Consider the following 14,602-nt stretch of genomic DNA (forward strand, 5'->3'; position numbering starts at 1 on the left):
AGATTTTAGCTTTTTGCAAGCGTCAGTCTTAGGGGCACTGATCGCTTAAATATGAATGCCCCATTTATTAAAGGAAAATAAAATGAAAATCGGTATTATTGGTTCTGGTGCTCTAGGTTCTAACGTGGCTCGCGCCCTTGCAAAGAAAGGTCTTTCGGCAACAATCGCGACCAGATCTGGTCCTGAGTCTTTGGCATCACTAGTCGCTGAGCTTGGCCCTACTATTACAGCAGTTACAATTGAACAAGCAGCAAGTCAAGACATCGTTGTTATCGCGGTGCCTTGGGTGGCGCTTGAATCGTTATTAGGTAACTTGCCTGCATGGAATAATCGTATTGTGATCGATGCAACAAATCCAGTACTTTTCTTAGACCCTAACTCGGCTGATGCAAAAGACCCAACTAACCCACTCGCTGCTTATGGCATCAAGGCGATTAACCTTGATAAGTATTCGAGCGCAGTATTCCGCGATTTAGTGCCAGGCGCACGCGTGGTTAAGGCGTTCAATCACTTAGATGCAAACTTATTATCAACACCAGAAACTTCAGGTGGGCATCGTACATTGTTCCTTTCAGGTGACAATGCTGACGCAAAAGCGGAGGTTAGAAACTTACTTGAAACCACAGGCTATTTCCCTGTTGATTTAGGTGCACTAGATGTAGGCGGCCCACTGATGCAACTACCGTTTGGTGCGTTGGCAATGAGTAATTTTATAAAAATCTAACCCTAGGTTAAGCATGACCATCATCTGAAGTGGTTATGATGGCCATGTATGCGAATGGTGACTTTCTACTTTGAGCTATTAAATGCGAATGAATTAGTAAGTTGGTATGTCACTGATGCTTATTGTTCACCAACAAATCAACAAAAGCTCTTACCTTTGCTGGCCTAAATCGTGCTGACGGAAAAACGGCATGAATGCCACCAGTAGGTAAGCTCCATTGGGGTAGCACGTGCATGAGTCTGCCAGACTTGAGATCGTCTGCGATGGCATAGTCAGGGAATACAGCGAGTCCTGCACCTTTTAACACAGCTTCACGCACCGCAAGCGTAGCATCCAAAAAGATAGAAGTTTGCATACTGACATTTTTGTGCTCAATATCATTCAACGAGAAATTCCAACGCAACGGCTCACGCAAAGCCGAGTTGGCAATAAAAGGAAGTTTAGTAAGGTCTTCTGGGTCACTAAGTTGTTCGATCTGTGATTGCATACTTGGTGATGCAACTAATAATTGTCGGAATGAGCCTATTTTTCGCCCTTGTAAACCAGTTTGCGTCAGCCACCCAACGCGGATTGCAAGTTCAAACTCACTCGACATCATGTCTAGCGTTTTATCACTAAATACAGCATCTACTTTACAGTCAGGGTAGCGTCGGGTATAGGCGACTATCGCAGGTACGATAATATTGATGCCATAATCAAATGGGGCCGTTAAACGTAACACACCAGATGGCTCCGCAACTCCGTCAGACAGTTCATCAAACGCAGTTTCAGCATCACGTAAAATCAGCATACAACGTTGATAAAAAGCCAAGCCCGCTTCAGTGGCTTGTACTTTTCGTGTAGTACGAATCAGTAGCGAGGTTCTGAACTCTTGTTCAAGCCTAGCGACCTGCTGGCTAACCACAGCTTTGGTGATACCAAGCCTATCTGCGGCTGCCGTAAAGGAGCCCGTCTCAACCACCGCTACAAAGTAAACAAGGCGCCTTAGGTTGCCTAAATCACCCAAACTACCAGAAGCCTTATTGTATGCATTTAACATACAGTATATTTACCATGTATGTATTTAAATATCAATAGGCAACACCTATAATATGTCACATCAATATAGGAATTGCTATGAAAAAGACCCTAATCTACTTGTATGATCCATTATGTGGTTGGTGTTACGGCATCACACCAACGCTTTCAAGTATTGCCAATGATCCAGACATTGCGATTGAAATGCTACCGACAGGCCTGTTTTCTAGTAAACAGCCAAAATTAATAGATGATGACTTTGCTGCATTTGCATGGAGCAATGATCAGCGCATTGCCCGCTTAACGGGGCAAACATTCACTGAGCGCTATCGAGAGCTTGTTCTTGGTGATCGCCTACAACGTATCGATAGCGGTCCAGCTACGCTAGCACTTACCGCAGTATCATTAACAGAACCCACTAGAGAGTTTGAAACCCTAAAAGCAATACAGCATGCACGATACGTGGATGGTCAAGATATAACTAACTTATCAACACTCGCTTCTATCTTGGAAAGGCTTGAGCTGAACGAGGCAGCTATGATGATGGCGAATGTTAACTCAAACTTACTCGAAGCTAAGAGTATACGTATTGGTCGAGCGCAAGTTCTTTTACAAACATTTAGCGCGCGCGGTGTTCCAACTTTTATTGCGGACTCAGGTAAAGAACGCTGGAAGATCGATACGAGAGAAATCTACACAAATTCTGAGGCATTGATTAACCAATTGAATGCAACAGAACTTGCATTAAGTGCTGGTTAGCACACTTATTAACATATTTTAATATTATAGAAAGCGAGAAAACCATGACAACAAGACGTGATGTGCTTAAAACTATAGCAGCAACAGGTGTTGCGATGGCCATGACAGCCAGCGAAAGTGTCTTTGCCGCAAATACAGGCCTGAGCTGGAAGCATTTTCCTGCGGGAGAGCATGGATTCTTTCGTGCGCCAGTGTTAATTACAGGTCAAAGTGACGCAATATTAATCGATGCTGGCTTCACATTCCCGGACGGTAAAGCTTTAGTTGAGTCGATCAAAGCCACAGGCAAAACATTAACGACTATCTACATCAGTCAAAGTGATCCTGATTATTACTTCAGCCTGCTGCCGATTAAAGCAGCATTCCCAAATGCGAAAGTGATTGCGGCTTCAGCAACTATTGCGGCAATTAAAGCCAGTATAGATAAGAAATTGGCGACGTGGGGGCCACAACTTAAGGAAAATGGCCCACAAACCTTAGCTGACGTTGTGATGCCAGAAGCATTTGATGGTACAGAACTGCACTTGGAGGGCAAAGCGATTGAGATTATTAATGCCAATGGTTTAGCTAATCGCCGTTATCTCTGGGTACCTTCAATAAATGCCATTTTTGGCGGTGTGATGGTGTTCTCAGGCGTGCATGTATGGACAGCTGATACCAACAGTGCTGAAGCCCGTGCTGCATGGATAAAAACACTGGATACGATGGCCGGACACAAGCCAGTGGTTGTGATTCCTGGGCATATGAACATAGGTGCATCGATCGACGTATTCGCGATTACTTATACCAAGAACTATCTATTAGCTTTTGAAGAAGAGCTAGCAAAAGCAGCGAACAGTGCCGATCTTATCGTAGCAATGACCAAACGTTATCCAGATGCAGGTATGGGGATTGCGTTACAAATTGGCGCAAAAGTCGCCACAGGTGAAATGAAGTGGGGTTAATACCATGCCAACCAACTTAGACATCATTCGCTCAACCTACGAAGGAGTCTCAGAAGAGAATGGCAAAAATCTTCTCGCTGCCCTAGATCCGTATGTTAAGTGGACCGAGGCAGCAGGTTTCCCATATGCAGGAACCTACACAGGCCCAGATGAGATTATGGCTAACGTGTTCCAAAGGCTAGCGACAGAATGGATAGACTATAAAGCTCAGGTGCATACCTATTTGGCAGACGGTGATCAAGTCTCGGCCTTTGGTGTGTACTCGGGAACCTACCGAAAAACGGGAAAATCCATGTCGGCGACCTTTGCGCACCTCTACAAGCTCAGAGATAGCAAAATCATCCAAATGGAGCAGTATGTAGATAGCGCGATAGTGCGAGATGCTATTGCGTAGTAGTCATATTAAGCTTGAATTTTATAAACTAAAAGCTTTATATTAATCACCATCAAACTTCTGGCTGTGCATCTCCGCCGCCTTTTTTCATTACTTTCCCATCGGCAACACGTTGTTTACGCACTTCTTTTGGGTCGGCAATCAATACGCGGTAGATCTCCACACGGTCTAGATGACGCAATGGTGTGTCTAATTTAGTTAGCTTACCAAAGATGCCGATTTTGTTGACGGCTAAATCAATTTCTGGGTACTTAGCCATCATTCCAGAAGATTTGATTGCCTGCTCGGCAGTAATGCCTTCAGTGACCTTAATCGGTATGATTAATTGTTCTTTAGGCAGCGCATAAGCGACTTCTACAATCATTTCACTGTTGGTCATTTCATTTTCCCAATATTTCTAATACGTTGATTCTAATTGATTGATTTTTATACTATTTAGTTTTGTACACGACATCCGCACGTGCTACAAAGCTATCGACAAAGGTATTGGCAATATGGCTAAACACTGGCGCGATGATTTTCTCTAAAAAACTATTGGCAAACTCATAGCTGAGCATGAACTCTATTTTGCAAGCGTCTTCACTTAATTCTATAAAACGCCACATGCCCTCAAGCTGCTTGAATGGACCATCTTTAAGTTTAATGTCCATCGCGCTAGGGTAGGTTTTATGGTTTTCTGTGGTGAATTTTTGGTGTATGCCATGATAAGCAATATGCAGAGTGGCAATGGTTGATACTTCATCTTGCTTGATTAAATCGACACCGCCGCACCATGGCAAAAATGCAGGATACTTGGTCACGTCATCCACCAGCGCATACATGCGGCTTGCAGAGTGGTTGATTAGTACTGATTTCTGAACTTGCGCCATATGTTTCCAAAAGTTTCCTAAATGTTAAATCAAGCTGTTACGTAAAATTGACAAATAAATCGGATTAGTTCTAAACCAGAACTAGAGTAAAATGTTATTTTAAGTCATTCGACAAGAAATATTTAGTTTTATGAGCATTGCACAAAATAAAAAGGCCTTTTTTGATTACTTTATTGAAGATAAGTACGAGGCGGGCGTTGTTTTAGAGGGCTGGGAAGTTAAAGCCATCCGTGAAAACCGCGTCAATATTAAAGAGGCTTACGTCATTATTCAGCGTGGTGAGATTTATATCATCGGCTGCCATGTCACGCCGCTAGGTGCAGCGTCTACACATATCCGTCCAGATGCTATTAGAACCCGTAAGCTATTGTTACATAGTGAAGAAATTCTAAAATTAATTGCTAAAGTTGAGCGTGCAGGTTACACCATAGTGCCGCTAGATATGCATTTTTCAAAAGGCCGCGTAAAACTACAAATTGGCCTAGCCAAAGGTAAAAAGCAGCACGATAAACGCGATACAGAAAAAGAGCGTGATTGGGAACGCGAAAAAGGCAGAATTATGCGAGCGCATAATAAGTAAAACTCATTAAGGCTTCTAAACCCAGTCAAACTTGCTAAGTTAACTATGCGGCAGTCGGGTTTTTAAATAGCTTAGTCCAACACTTGATAGCGCCACATTAGCCCCCATGATAAAAGTGCTGTATTAAAATTCGCACATATTTTTGTTTAATAATTGAATTAAGGTAACCATGAAAAAGTTTTTAACGTTCTTAATGATTGCACTGATGGCCACGAGCCTACTGGCAACGGTAGCAGAGGCTAAGCGTTTTGGTGGTGGAAGTAGTTTTGGTAAACAGCGCTCTATGCAAAGCCAACAGCCGCGTAAAGCGCAAAATACACAAGACGCGCAAGCTGCGCCAGCAACTAAACCAGCAGGCAATAAGTGGATGGGCCCATTAGCAGGCTTGGCCATTGGTGCGGGTTTAATGTCGATGTTTTCGGGCGGAATGGGTGGCATGGGCGGTGGTTTCAGCAGCATTTTAATGGCGTTGCTTGCTGCAGGCGTGGTGATGTTTTTGATTTCCAAATTCAAAAAACCTCAGCCAGCAAATAGCTTTAATCCTTCAACTGTGATGCAGTATGCTGGAGAATCTGCTTATCAAACACAGGATTCGCAGTCACAGGCTCGAAGCGGAGCGTCAGGTTTTGGTGCAGCTAATTCTGTTAATAGTAATATCCCAGAAAACTTTCCTGTAGATAGTTTTATTCGTAGTGCAAAAGCCTCATTTATTCGCCTGCAAGCGGCAAATGACAACAAAGATAGTAACGATATTCGTGAGTACACCACGCCTGAAGTGTTTGCCGAAATTACTATGCAAATGCAAGAACGTGGCAATGCGGTACAAAAAACTGAAGTCATAGCCATTCAAGCTGAGCTACTCGAAGTGAATGATGATGCGGTATTCTCAGTCGCTAGCGTACGCTTCACCGGTCAGCTCAGTGAGAATAACGGTACGCCAGAAAACATAGATGAAGTGTGGCACATACAAAAACATCTGCATGATGAAAATGCCAAATGGTTACTAGCAGGTATTCAGCAAACAAATCTTCAGTGAGCTAGATTTCAGTAGCATGTAGAGTTTGCTGGTAAATATATAGAGCCTAGTCAGAAATGACTAGGCTTTTTTTATTAGCATTATTGTTCACATACCTAACTAAAAACTAAACTAAGAATATCAATGCCTATGTTGCCTGCCGCACAGAGTGTTTAAGCATGCGTAAGTATTATGCATACAACTACTCATGCTGAGTTAAACACAAACACCATCACTTTAAAATAAAGGCAAATTAATATGAACAACAGGCTTATTCAAATCGCAGTCGTAGCTACATTAGGTTTAACTGCACTTTCTGCTTCAGCGGAAGATATGTATCGCGGTGCTTGGTATGCTTTACCAGGCATTAGTTATATGGATACTGACAATGACCTAAATGCTGGTAATGGCGGTGGTGCATTTATCAAGTTTGGTAAAGAAGTAAGTCCTAGCTGGGATATTCAAGGTGGTTTAGGCTATAACACTTCAAATGAAAACGGCATTACTGGCGCGAGTGGTCGATACAAACAAACTACATTGGGTTTGGATGCTTTATACATGCTGAGTCGTGATAAATTCCGTCCGTTTGTATTAGTAGGTGCTGGCGTAGCGCGCAATAAACTTGGCTATTCTATTCCTGCTCCCAACAATGACTTGAGTAACACTAAAACTGGCTGGATGGCGAATGTGGGTTTAGGCGCACAATATTTAGTGAGCGACACTTTTGGTTTGCAAGCTGACCTACGTCAGCAATGGAGTCGCGCTAAAGGCGGCTTGGATAATAATTTAGACGGAACGAATGTTAGCCACAGTGAAACAGTCAGCAATACCTTGTTAAGCTTAGGCGGTATTTTCCGCTTTGGTGCGCCAACGCCTATGCCAGTGGTTGCAGCGGCGGAACCAGTAGCTGCCCCATATGTAGCACCTGAGCCAGTGGCTGAAGTGGCTCCAGCACCAGCTCCTTTGCCAGTGGCAGAGCCGTGTAAACCTAAATTTGAAACGGTAACAATTTCAGCTGAAAAGCTATTTGGTTTTGACAAGTCTAAATTGCAAGATGGCTCTAAGCCAATTCTTGATGGCGTTGTGGCTAAACTTAAAGAGCATTCAGAATTCAAATTAGTGATGGTGAGCGGCTATACCGACCGTATTGGTTCAGAAGCTTACAACCAAAAACTATCTGAAAAACGTGCTAATCAAGTGAAAGAGTACATCGTTTCGCAAGGTATTGATGCAAGTCGCCTACAAGTAATTGGTAAAGGTGAGTCAGAGCCAGTAGTTGACTGTAAAGGCGTTAAAGGCAAAAAATTGGTTGAATGTTTAGCGCCTAACCGTCGTGTTGTAATTTTAGATGAAGAGCAGCATAAAGTTGAAGGTCAAGCAGCATGTAATTAAGTTTTAGCTTGCTTCTAAATTCGCGGTTTTAGCCGTTAACATAATGATGATGCTACTAAGCAACGTTGCATCATCATTAAAATGATCAGTCACTACATAAATTGAAATGCCAATAGACACTAAATCAATCATCGAATTAGCTAATGCTGCATGGAATAAAGCATTAAACAGCGGACACATAAAGACGCTCGCTAGTTTTTATACTGAAAATGCTACGGTATCTCCAGGCAACGGCATAACCCTTGCGGGGCGCGGCGAAATAGAGGCGTTGTTTAATGGTTTTTTGGAAAATGGTGTGCATAATCATACTTTAGAGATTATTGAGTTTGGTGGATCAGATAAAGTGATCTACCAAATTTCTAAATGGAGTGCCAGCGGCGCAGAGTCATCTTCTTTCGGTGGCATTACAATGAGTGTGCTGGAGCAGGGTTCTGACGGACAGTGGCATACCAACTCGCATGTGTGGAATATGAAGGCTTAATAACTATTATTAGCAACAGACTTAGATATAACCTTATAAGGTGGGTAACTTGTTACTCACCTTTTTTATGATCACGATTTGTAGAATCGTCGGCTAACGTCAATCCTGCGCGGTGTACAATACCGCCCATGTCAAATATTCCCGCATTACAAACCCTACAAGACGTTTTTGGTTATTCAACTTTTCGCGGTGAGCAACAGGCCATTGTCGAACATGTTACGACTGGTGGCGATGCGCTAGTATTGATGCCAACTGGCGGCGGTAAATCTTTGTGTTACCAATTGCCAGCTTTGCTGCGTGAGGGCGTTGGTATTGTGGTCTCGCCACTCATCGCCTTAATGCAAGACCAAGTCGATGCGCTTAAGCAGTTAGGCGTACGCGCAGCGTTTTTGAATTCTAGTCAAGATGCCGATGAAGCGCGCGAAATCACAGCGCAGCTGATGCGTGGACACTTGCAGATTGTGTATGTAGCGCCTGAGCGACTTTTAATGTCTAGTTTTTTATCGTTGTTAGACGAAATAGAAGAGGGCGCTGGCATTGCGCTTTTTGCGATTGATGAGGCGCATTGCGTTTCGCAGTGGGGGCATGATTTCCGTCCCGAGTATCGTAAACTTACTGTATTGCACGAACGTTTTCCGCATGTGCCACGTATTGCGCTGACTGCCACGGCGGATGCACCGACGCGCGCTGAAATTGTTGAACGGCTAAAGCTTGAAGAAGCACGGCAGTTTGTTTCTAGTTTTGACCGCCCAAACATTAAATACCGCGTCACGCAAAAGGCTAACGCACGGCAACAATTGGAAGCTTTTTTAGATAGCGAACATGCCAATGACGCTGGCATTATCTATTGTTTAAGTCGTAAAAAAGTAGAGGAAACTGCCGAGTGGCTAAAGTCACGCGGCTGGGATGCATTGCCTTATCATGCTGGATTAGATGCTAGTGTGCGCAATCAAAATCAGCGCCGATTTTTACGTGAAGAAGGCGTGATTATGGTCGCTACTGTGGCATTCGGCATGGGCATAGATAAGCCCAATGTTCGATTTGTTGCGCATTTGGATTTACCTAAAAGTATGGAAGGCTATTATCAAGAAACAGGCCGTGCGGGACGCGATGGCTTGCCAGCAAATGCTTGGATGACTTATGGCTTGGGCGATGTAGTCAGTATGCGCAAAATGTTAGACTCAGGCGATGCGCCAGAAGAACGCAAAGCTGTCGAGCGACAAAAGCTAGATGCCTTATTAGGCTTTTGTGAGTCTACCAGCTGCCGCCACCAAACCTTGTTGCGCTATTTCGGCGAAACCCACGCTGGCCATTGCGAGCAATGCGATAACTGTCTAAGCCCAGTGGATACATGGGATGCCACACAAGCCTCTCGAATGGCACTTTCATGCGTATATCGCACAGGGCAACGCTTTGGCGTCGTACATTTAATCGATGTGTTATTGGGCAAAAGTACGCCAAAAATTCAACAATTCAATCATCAAAGCTTAAGCACATTTGGCATTGGAAAAGGCATAACGCAATCACAATGGAGCAGTGTTTATCGGCAGTTAGTCGCAGGTGGTTATTTGGAAAGCGATATTGAAGCATACGGCGGTTTGAAGTTAGCCGAGTCTGCAAAACCTGTACTAAAAGGCGAGGCGGAAGTTTGGTTACGCCAAGATGTAGAAGTCGTTGCTACCCGTAAAGTCAGCAAGGCAGAACGTGGCACTCGTGCCAAAGAAGGCTACGAAGAGGTGGCTGATGACCCATTATGGCATGCACTGAAAGCCAAGCGTATGGAGCTGGCCAAAGAACAAGGCGTGCCGCCCTATGTGATATTCCATGACAGTACGCTGCTAGAAATACTCAATCAAAAACCAGGTAGCCTCACTGAAATGAGCCAAATTACAGGGGTTGGGCAGGCTAAGCTTGAGCGATATGGCGATGCGTTTTTAGAAGTGCTGGAAAATAGATAACACGTTAACCAGTTAGCTTAAAACACCCACCCTGCAAAGCCCGTCCCTATTGACTTGCACGGTGTTTTTTAGTTGATCTGGATAGTACGGAACATTACCAAAAAACTATTTATGACCTCTATGAAACTTACCGCTTAATGGCAGAGGTGGATAACATTCTACAAGATTCATAGCCGCAAAAAAGCCCGCATTAAGCGGGCTTTTGATTAAGCGTTAAAGCTTATTTGTTCATTACGTACATTGTAACTTCAAAGCCAAAACGCATTTCTGTAGCTGCTGGTGTTGTCCACATGATATTAATCCTTTTTATCAGTTTGGCGATTCAGAATGATTCGCTCCATCTGTTGCATTATGCGCCGCCCTTAAAAATCAACCCTATGCGTGCTGCGTAAATCAAGCTAGTGAATTTGCTTAAATACGCATAGTGCTTTTAGAGGCGCGGCTTTAAGCGTATAATTCATTCATTGATGAACTTAGCGTTATGTAAGTACGTCATAGTAAGACTGATTTGGGGCTGACCAGGTTTCGACGTGGGTTACAAAGCAGTGCAGGGCATACCGAGGCTCAGATTACCTCGTAAATACAGCTGAAACAAGTATAGTCGCAAACGACGAAACTTACTCTCTAGCAGCTTAGTTCTGCTGGACGCTACACCAGCTCTCCCGTGGGTTGGATTGGGGTAACCCATACGTAGTGTCATATACACGGGATACGTGTTGTGTTGGGTTACTTAGCACTGCATTAACCTTAATGTAACTCGCGTGCAAACTGCTTGTCTGTTGGTGTGTTGCACGTTAAATTAAACAACAAGGCTAAGTATGTAGAACTGTCTGTGGAGGATTTGCGGACGCGGGTTCGATTCCCGCCAGCTCCACCATTTTATTGTAATAAAATCAATGACTTAGTGTTTTATGTTGTCAAAAAATATGACATTATTTGGTGCTATTTAGGGCTGAAATGACAACATTTTTGACAACATTTGCGCTAAACATTTGAACGGCTTTGTTGCCCGCATCTGGGATTGAGTCTTTGATGAATTTTGCGTATACCTTGCGTAACATTCCCCAATCGCTATGTCCCATTTGCGAGGCCAACCAAGTAATAGACTCACCAGCGGTAAGCATCATGCTGGCATAGGTGTGTCTGGTTTGGTAAGGTCTGCGATATCTAACTTTTGCGCGTTTTAAAGCGTAAATCCAAACATTTTTTCTGATGGCTTGATCCCCACTCCAGCGCTCAAAGGTAGCTGGGTTCTGAAATATCTCTGCATTTTTCAAATAAGTGTACTGTTTTTGTTGGTTTAATGCTTGCAACGCTGGCGCGAGTATTTTAACTTCCCTATTTCCAGACCTTGTTTTTGGTTGCTCACAATCATCGGCAGCTTGAGTAAGTGCCTTATTTATAACTATAGTGCCACGCTTCCAGTCAATGTCGCCCCAATCCAATGCAACTAACTCACTGGTGCGTAATCCTGTCCAAAAGAAAAATTGCACCATATTTTTACCTTGCCCCTCAAGTGCGCTTAAAATTGCAGTTTGTTCTATTTGGCTGAATGGCTGAACGTCATCCTCTTTCTTTGGTGCTTCTTTGTTTTCATACTTCCAGCCATACATGGGATTGGTTTCGATTAATTCATCATCGACTGCATCTTGAAGTGCGGTTCTAAGTATGCTTTGAATGTTACTTAACCGCTTATTTCCACATGTCATTTCTAGTAGCCATTTTTTTATAGCGGGTCGTTTGATCTCCGTCAGTGTTTTACCGATAAATTTAGGAATAACTAAGTTGTTGACTACTTTTGTGTAGTCTAGGAGAGAAGACGCCTTCAGTTTTCTAGCTTTTTCTTGGAGCCAATTATCTAAGTAATCTTCAACTAAGAGGGTCTCACCTTGGTGAGATGTAAACTTAAATCTAAGTTTTGATTCAGGAAATGTAATGCTGTAATCAAATGTTTCTTTATCGATTGCATCGTTAATTGCAGCAAGATGATTTTTTATTCTTTTTAGGTTAGCGGGAGTGGGCTTGAGTTTAACCCTTTCTCGACACCTAACACCTTTGTAGGTAAAGGCGATTTCATAGCTCGTTGCGGACGCCACCTTGATGCCAGTGCTAATTCCACCCATTCGTTATACCCCTCAATAATAATTAAAATTCTTCCATCCAGAGCTTTGATCCAAACTTTATTTTCGAACCAAACACCATCACGAATTTTAGTCCGAATAGCATCCTCGGTGTACCCCGTCATCTCATGAAATTTGCTAATAGTGACGTACTTAACCATTTATTAGTGTGAACTCTGTGCTTGGTTTAAAACCAAGACTGACTGACATTAGAACAGTAGTTTCAGATTCTTTTAAGGACATTATTGGTCTACGCCAGGAAGTTGTTTAACATCTACTAACTCAGTAGAAGCTAATGATTGCAGATTTTTTTGGTGTAACCTCAATATCATCCAATGGTTCTGGATGCCCCATCAAATTCTCCGATCCGGAGCCCATCGTTCGGATGGCTGCAGTAATTGGCTTTTCATTATTTGTTTGCAATGGTTTTTTCATATGTATTTCTTTCTATAATGTTTAAAATAAAAGCGAAATTGCGTTTTATTGAACTTATTCTATATGTTAAAAAAATAACAATCGAAGCAGAAAGTTAGGAAATAGGGTGACAGATTCTAAAGGCCAAAAAATGAATGGAATTAAGGCAGAACGTCAATTGTCGATTAGAGATGCAGCCAAACTGGAGGCTAGTTATCGATTACCTGGCAGTAGGCGGATATTCAAATATGTTTCCTTAGTAGTAGGTAAACAAAATCGAATTGATTACGTACTTAATCAATTCGATGCAATCTTGGCTGATTGCTATGGTGCGAATCCGCTAATGATTACAGCGGTTAATAACGTTGCTGGTATGATTAGAACCAAGGGGATTGCCTTTTCGGAATATTCACCTGGTAGAACATGCGCACGCGGATTTACCCCCACTCAAGAGTTGGTTGAAGAGTTGGCAGACCCAGCAATTCGAAAGATCTTTCCAAAAGGATCATTTGTAGATTCGCAATTTTATCAATTGGGATATCCTTTCCCGCTTTCTAAGTATTTGAATTATGAAAAGGTAAGTTATCAGCGCTTGGTAAATATGATTAACAAGGTAGGGGAAGTCTACGCTGAAATTTGTTTTGATCGTGACGAAAGGGAAGTGTTCGATATGACTTGTGCCACTCTCGGCCTAATTTCGGATTTTATCTCAGCTTTGGCTTCAGTCGCACCACAACTGCCTCAAAGAGAGCAATTGAAGTGGTGTAGTGTTTGTTTTCGGAGATATCCTTGTGTTAAGCATACTTCTAACCGTCTAGCGCGGTCTACCAACGTTACAAATCAGCATAGGCGCGATGCTGGAGTTAAGACCCAAAAGTCATTGCCGCCTGAACTATGGGAAGCAAAAGCACAGCGGCAGGCTAGAAGAAGAGCTGTATGTGTTGGCTTGCATAGTAAAGCATCAAGTGCCAAGACCCATGAGATAGTTATAGGTAACTATCTGGGGATTGCTGCAGAAATTCAGGAGTTGATCACGGAAACTCTTGATTTGGAATGGGCTGAAGTAGCGCCGCGTTGGCAGGCAATGATGCAAATCAACTTCCCCTTTGTATGTAACAAACTTCAGGCAGAGGCAGTTAAGTTTCCAAGTTGGGAGAAATTTGCTAATCAAATTATATGTGCATTGGATGATGAATCTGAAAAATCCACATATCCTCTCTGGATAATTTACATGCTAGAAGATGCGGAAGATTGGTTTTTCGCTGAAGAAAACCTCAAACCCGATGGCCGGAAATCAAATTCAATCGATTTAATTCTTGAACTGTATCCAGATAAAACAACTAATCTAGCTGAAATCAGCAAAATTCTTACAGCTGCTGGAACTAAAATTTCGAGACAAAATGTTGCCAAAGCCTTAAAAAAGCACGATCAAAAATTGAAAACGTCACGTAAATCTGGCTAATGATCAGCCCATACAAAATATTGATGCTCATAAATTAAGCAGTATACGTGGATTACTTGGTCAAAATTCAGCCGCAGTATGTCTTTAAATTGCGTATTCTCGCCCAAAAGAGCCACCCATAATCATCCAAAAAGGCCACCTATAATCACGTAAAAAAGCCACATATTTGCTGGAACTGTCGCGCTATATCGTGTTGAACCCGCTTCGCGCCAACATGGTGAATATCCTCGAAGATTGGCTCTGGAGCAGCTACCCCATCGTCACAGGACATGAAGCTGCACCCGTGTGGCTGGATATGGATTGGTTGCTTGGTCAATTCGGCACTGAACGGAGCAATGCACTACTTGGCTATCGCGAATTTGTTATGTCGGGTAGGGGAGTGGCAAGCCCCTTGCAAAGCGCCCGTCATCAACTATTGTGGGTATTATGGCCCATCGTGACCAGTAAAAACGGTCCAACGTGACCGCTGATTA

Annotated in this window: 17 protein-coding genes and 1 other RNA gene; 12 read left to right on the forward strand and 6 right to left on the reverse strand. The window is 43.0% G+C overall.

Going from position 1 to position 14,602, the window contains the following annotated elements:
* The first annotated feature begins 82 nt into the window (after positions 1-82).
* Positions 83-724 carry an NAD(P)-binding domain-containing protein gene (locus PSU78_RS10455; protein ID WP_300387720.1) on the forward strand — a complete coding sequence of 214 codons (642 nt, stop codon included), beginning with the start codon at positions 83-85 and terminating at the stop codon, positions 722-724.
* Positions 725-833: 109 nt separating this feature from the next.
* On the opposite strand, the gene PSU78_RS10460 is transcribed toward PSU78_RS10455, so the two are convergent.
* A complete protein-coding gene (locus PSU78_RS10460; RefSeq protein WP_300387722.1) occupies positions 834-1,763 on the reverse strand; it encodes a LysR family transcriptional regulator in 930 nt (309 codons plus the stop codon).
* A 77-nt stretch (positions 1,764-1,840) separates the two neighbouring features.
* On the opposite strand from PSU78_RS10460, the gene PSU78_RS10465 reads away from it, so the two are divergent.
* The 3 genes from PSU78_RS10465 to PSU78_RS10475 are packed head-to-tail and all read left to right on the forward strand — an operon-like array spanning position 1,841 to position 3,838.
* Positions 1,841-2,500, forward strand: coding sequence for a hypothetical protein (locus PSU78_RS10465; protein WP_300387724.1), 660 nt, complete (start codon positions 1,841-1,843; stop codon positions 2,498-2,500).
* 44 nt (positions 2,501-2,544) lie between these two features.
* Positions 2,545-3,444 carry an MBL fold metallo-hydrolase gene (locus PSU78_RS10470; protein ID WP_300387726.1) on the forward strand — a complete coding sequence of 300 codons (900 nt, stop codon included), beginning with the start codon at positions 2,545-2,547 and terminating at the stop codon, positions 3,442-3,444.
* 4 nt (positions 3,445-3,448) lie between these two features.
* On the forward strand, positions 3,449-3,838 hold the full coding sequence (locus PSU78_RS10475) for a nuclear transport factor 2 family protein (RefSeq protein ID WP_300387728.1): 390 nt from the start codon (positions 3,449-3,451) through the stop codon (positions 3,836-3,838).
* A 52-nt stretch (positions 3,839-3,890) separates the two neighbouring features.
* Here PSU78_RS10475 and PSU78_RS10480 read toward each other — a convergent pair whose 3' ends face one another.
* The gene (locus tag PSU78_RS10480; RefSeq protein WP_300387730.1) at positions 3,891-4,217 is read right to left on the reverse strand and encodes an RnfH family protein; all 327 of its coding nucleotides are present in this window, start codon (positions 4,215-4,217) and stop codon (positions 3,891-3,893) included.
* Between the two features lie 52 nt (positions 4,218-4,269).
* Positions 4,270-4,707: a type II toxin-antitoxin system RatA family toxin gene (locus tag PSU78_RS10485; RefSeq protein WP_300387732.1), complete on the reverse strand. Its 438-nt coding sequence runs from the start codon at positions 4,705-4,707 to the stop codon at positions 4,270-4,272.
* A 130-nt stretch (positions 4,708-4,837) separates the two neighbouring features.
* On the opposite strand from PSU78_RS10485, the gene smpB reads away from it, so the two are divergent.
* From smpB to recQ, 5 genes are all read left to right on the forward strand, one after another.
* Entirely contained in the window at positions 4,838-5,287 is a 450-nt protein-coding gene (gene smpB / locus PSU78_RS10490) for an SsrA-binding protein SmpB (RefSeq protein ID WP_300387734.1), read from the forward strand.
* Between the two features lie 169 nt (positions 5,288-5,456).
* Entirely contained in the window at positions 5,457-6,323 is an 867-nt protein-coding gene (locus tag PSU78_RS10495) for a TIM44-like domain-containing protein (RefSeq protein ID WP_300387736.1), read from the forward strand.
* A gap of 237 nt (positions 6,324-6,560) precedes the next feature.
* Positions 6,561-7,694: an OmpA family protein gene (locus PSU78_RS10500; protein WP_300387738.1), complete on the forward strand. Its 1,134-nt coding sequence runs from the start codon at positions 6,561-6,563 to the stop codon at positions 7,692-7,694.
* Positions 7,695-7,800: 106 nt separating this feature from the next.
* Complete coding sequence (locus PSU78_RS10505; RefSeq protein ID WP_300387740.1) at positions 7,801-8,175, forward strand: DUF4440 domain-containing protein; 375 nt, start codon at positions 7,801-7,803, stop codon at positions 8,173-8,175.
* Between the two features lie 128 nt (positions 8,176-8,303).
* Positions 8,304-10,133: a DNA helicase RecQ gene (gene recQ, locus PSU78_RS10510; RefSeq protein WP_300387742.1), complete on the forward strand. Its 1,830-nt coding sequence runs from the start codon at positions 8,304-8,306 to the stop codon at positions 10,131-10,133.
* Positions 10,134-10,353: 220 nt separating this feature from the next.
* Here the strand turns inward: recQ and pqqA are convergent, their stop codons facing one another.
* The gene (gene pqqA / locus PSU78_RS10515; protein ID WP_012777389.1) at positions 10,354-10,425 is read right to left on the reverse strand and encodes a pyrroloquinoline quinone precursor peptide PqqA; all 72 of its coding nucleotides are present in this window, start codon (positions 10,423-10,425) and stop codon (positions 10,354-10,356) included.
* Positions 10,426-10,643: 218 nt separating this feature from the next.
* Here pqqA and ssrA point away from each other — a divergent pair.
* Positions 10,644-11,010: a transfer-messenger RNA gene (ssrA, locus tag PSU78_RS10520) on the forward strand.
* Between the two features lie 55 nt (positions 11,011-11,065).
* Here the strand turns inward: ssrA and PSU78_RS10525 are convergent.
* Together PSU78_RS10525 and PSU78_RS10530 are read right to left on the reverse strand one after the other, a co-directional pair.
* A complete protein-coding gene (locus tag PSU78_RS10525) occupies positions 11,066-12,256 on the reverse strand; it encodes a DUF3596 domain-containing protein (protein ID WP_300387743.1) in 1,191 nt (396 codons plus the stop codon).
* Between the two features lie 279 nt (positions 12,257-12,535).
* The gene (locus tag PSU78_RS10530) at positions 12,536-12,688 is read right to left on the reverse strand and encodes a hypothetical protein (RefSeq protein ID WP_300387745.1); all 153 of its coding nucleotides are present in this window, start codon (positions 12,686-12,688) and stop codon (positions 12,536-12,538) included.
* A 106-nt stretch (positions 12,689-12,794) separates the two neighbouring features.
* Here PSU78_RS10530 and PSU78_RS10535 point away from each other — a divergent pair, with 106 nt between their 5' ends.
* Positions 12,795-14,129 carry a hypothetical protein gene (locus tag PSU78_RS10535; protein ID WP_300387747.1) on the forward strand — a complete coding sequence of 445 codons (1,335 nt, stop codon included), beginning with the start codon at positions 12,795-12,797 and terminating at the stop codon, positions 14,127-14,129.
* 166 nt (positions 14,130-14,295) lie between these two features.
* Positions 14,296-14,592, forward strand: a complete 297-nt coding sequence (locus PSU78_RS10540) for a hypothetical protein (RefSeq protein ID WP_300387749.1) — start codon at positions 14,296-14,298, stop codon at positions 14,590-14,592.
* Positions 14,593-14,602: the final 10 nt, after the last annotated feature.

This window comes from Methylotenera sp. (assembly GCF_029945705.1).
Taxonomy (GTDB): Bacteria; Pseudomonadota; Gammaproteobacteria; order Burkholderiales; family Methylophilaceae; genus Methylotenera.

Bases quoted from the DNA above. Each gene is read 5' to 3' on its own strand.
- PSU78_RS10505 (WP_300387740.1), top strand. From the start codon at position 7,801: ATGCCAATAGACACTAAATCAATCATCGAATTAGCTAATGCTGCATGG.
- PSU78_RS10470 (WP_300387726.1), top strand. From the start codon at position 2,545: ATGACAACAAGACGTGATGTGCTTAAAACTATAGCAGCAACAGGTGTT.
- PSU78_RS10455 (WP_300387720.1), top strand. From the start codon at position 83: ATGAAAATCGGTATTATTGGTTCTGGTGCTCTAGGTTCTAACGTGGCT.
- PSU78_RS10480 (WP_300387730.1), bottom strand. From the start codon at position 4,217: ATGACCAACAGTGAAATGATTGTAGAAGTCGCTTATGCGCTGCCTAAA.
- PSU78_RS10530 (WP_300387745.1), bottom strand. From the start codon at position 12,688: ATGAAAAAACCATTGCAAACAAATAATGAAAAGCCAATTACTGCAGCC.
- PSU78_RS10485 (WP_300387732.1), bottom strand. From the start codon at position 4,707: ATGGCGCAAGTTCAGAAATCAGTACTAATCAACCACTCTGCAAGCCGC.
- PSU78_RS10525 (WP_300387743.1), bottom strand. From the start codon at position 12,256: ATGGGTGGAATTAGCACTGGCATCAAGGTGGCGTCCGCAACGAGCTAT.
- PSU78_RS10475 (WP_300387728.1), top strand. From the start codon at position 3,449: ATGCCAACCAACTTAGACATCATTCGCTCAACCTACGAAGGAGTCTCA.
- PSU78_RS10465 (WP_300387724.1), top strand. From the start codon at position 1,841: ATGAAAAAGACCCTAATCTACTTGTATGATCCATTATGTGGTTGGTGT.
- smpB (WP_300387734.1), top strand. From the start codon at position 4,838: ATGAGCATTGCACAAAATAAAAAGGCCTTTTTTGATTACTTTATTGAA.
- PSU78_RS10460 (WP_300387722.1), bottom strand. From the start codon at position 1,763: ATGTTAAATGCATACAATAAGGCTTCTGGTAGTTTGGGTGATTTAGGC.
- recQ (WP_300387742.1), top strand. From the start codon at position 8,304: ATGTCAAATATTCCCGCATTACAAACCCTACAAGACGTTTTTGGTTAT.
- PSU78_RS10500 (WP_300387738.1), top strand. From the start codon at position 6,561: ATGAACAACAGGCTTATTCAAATCGCAGTCGTAGCTACATTAGGTTTA.
- PSU78_RS10495 (WP_300387736.1), top strand. From the start codon at position 5,457: ATGAAAAAGTTTTTAACGTTCTTAATGATTGCACTGATGGCCACGAGC.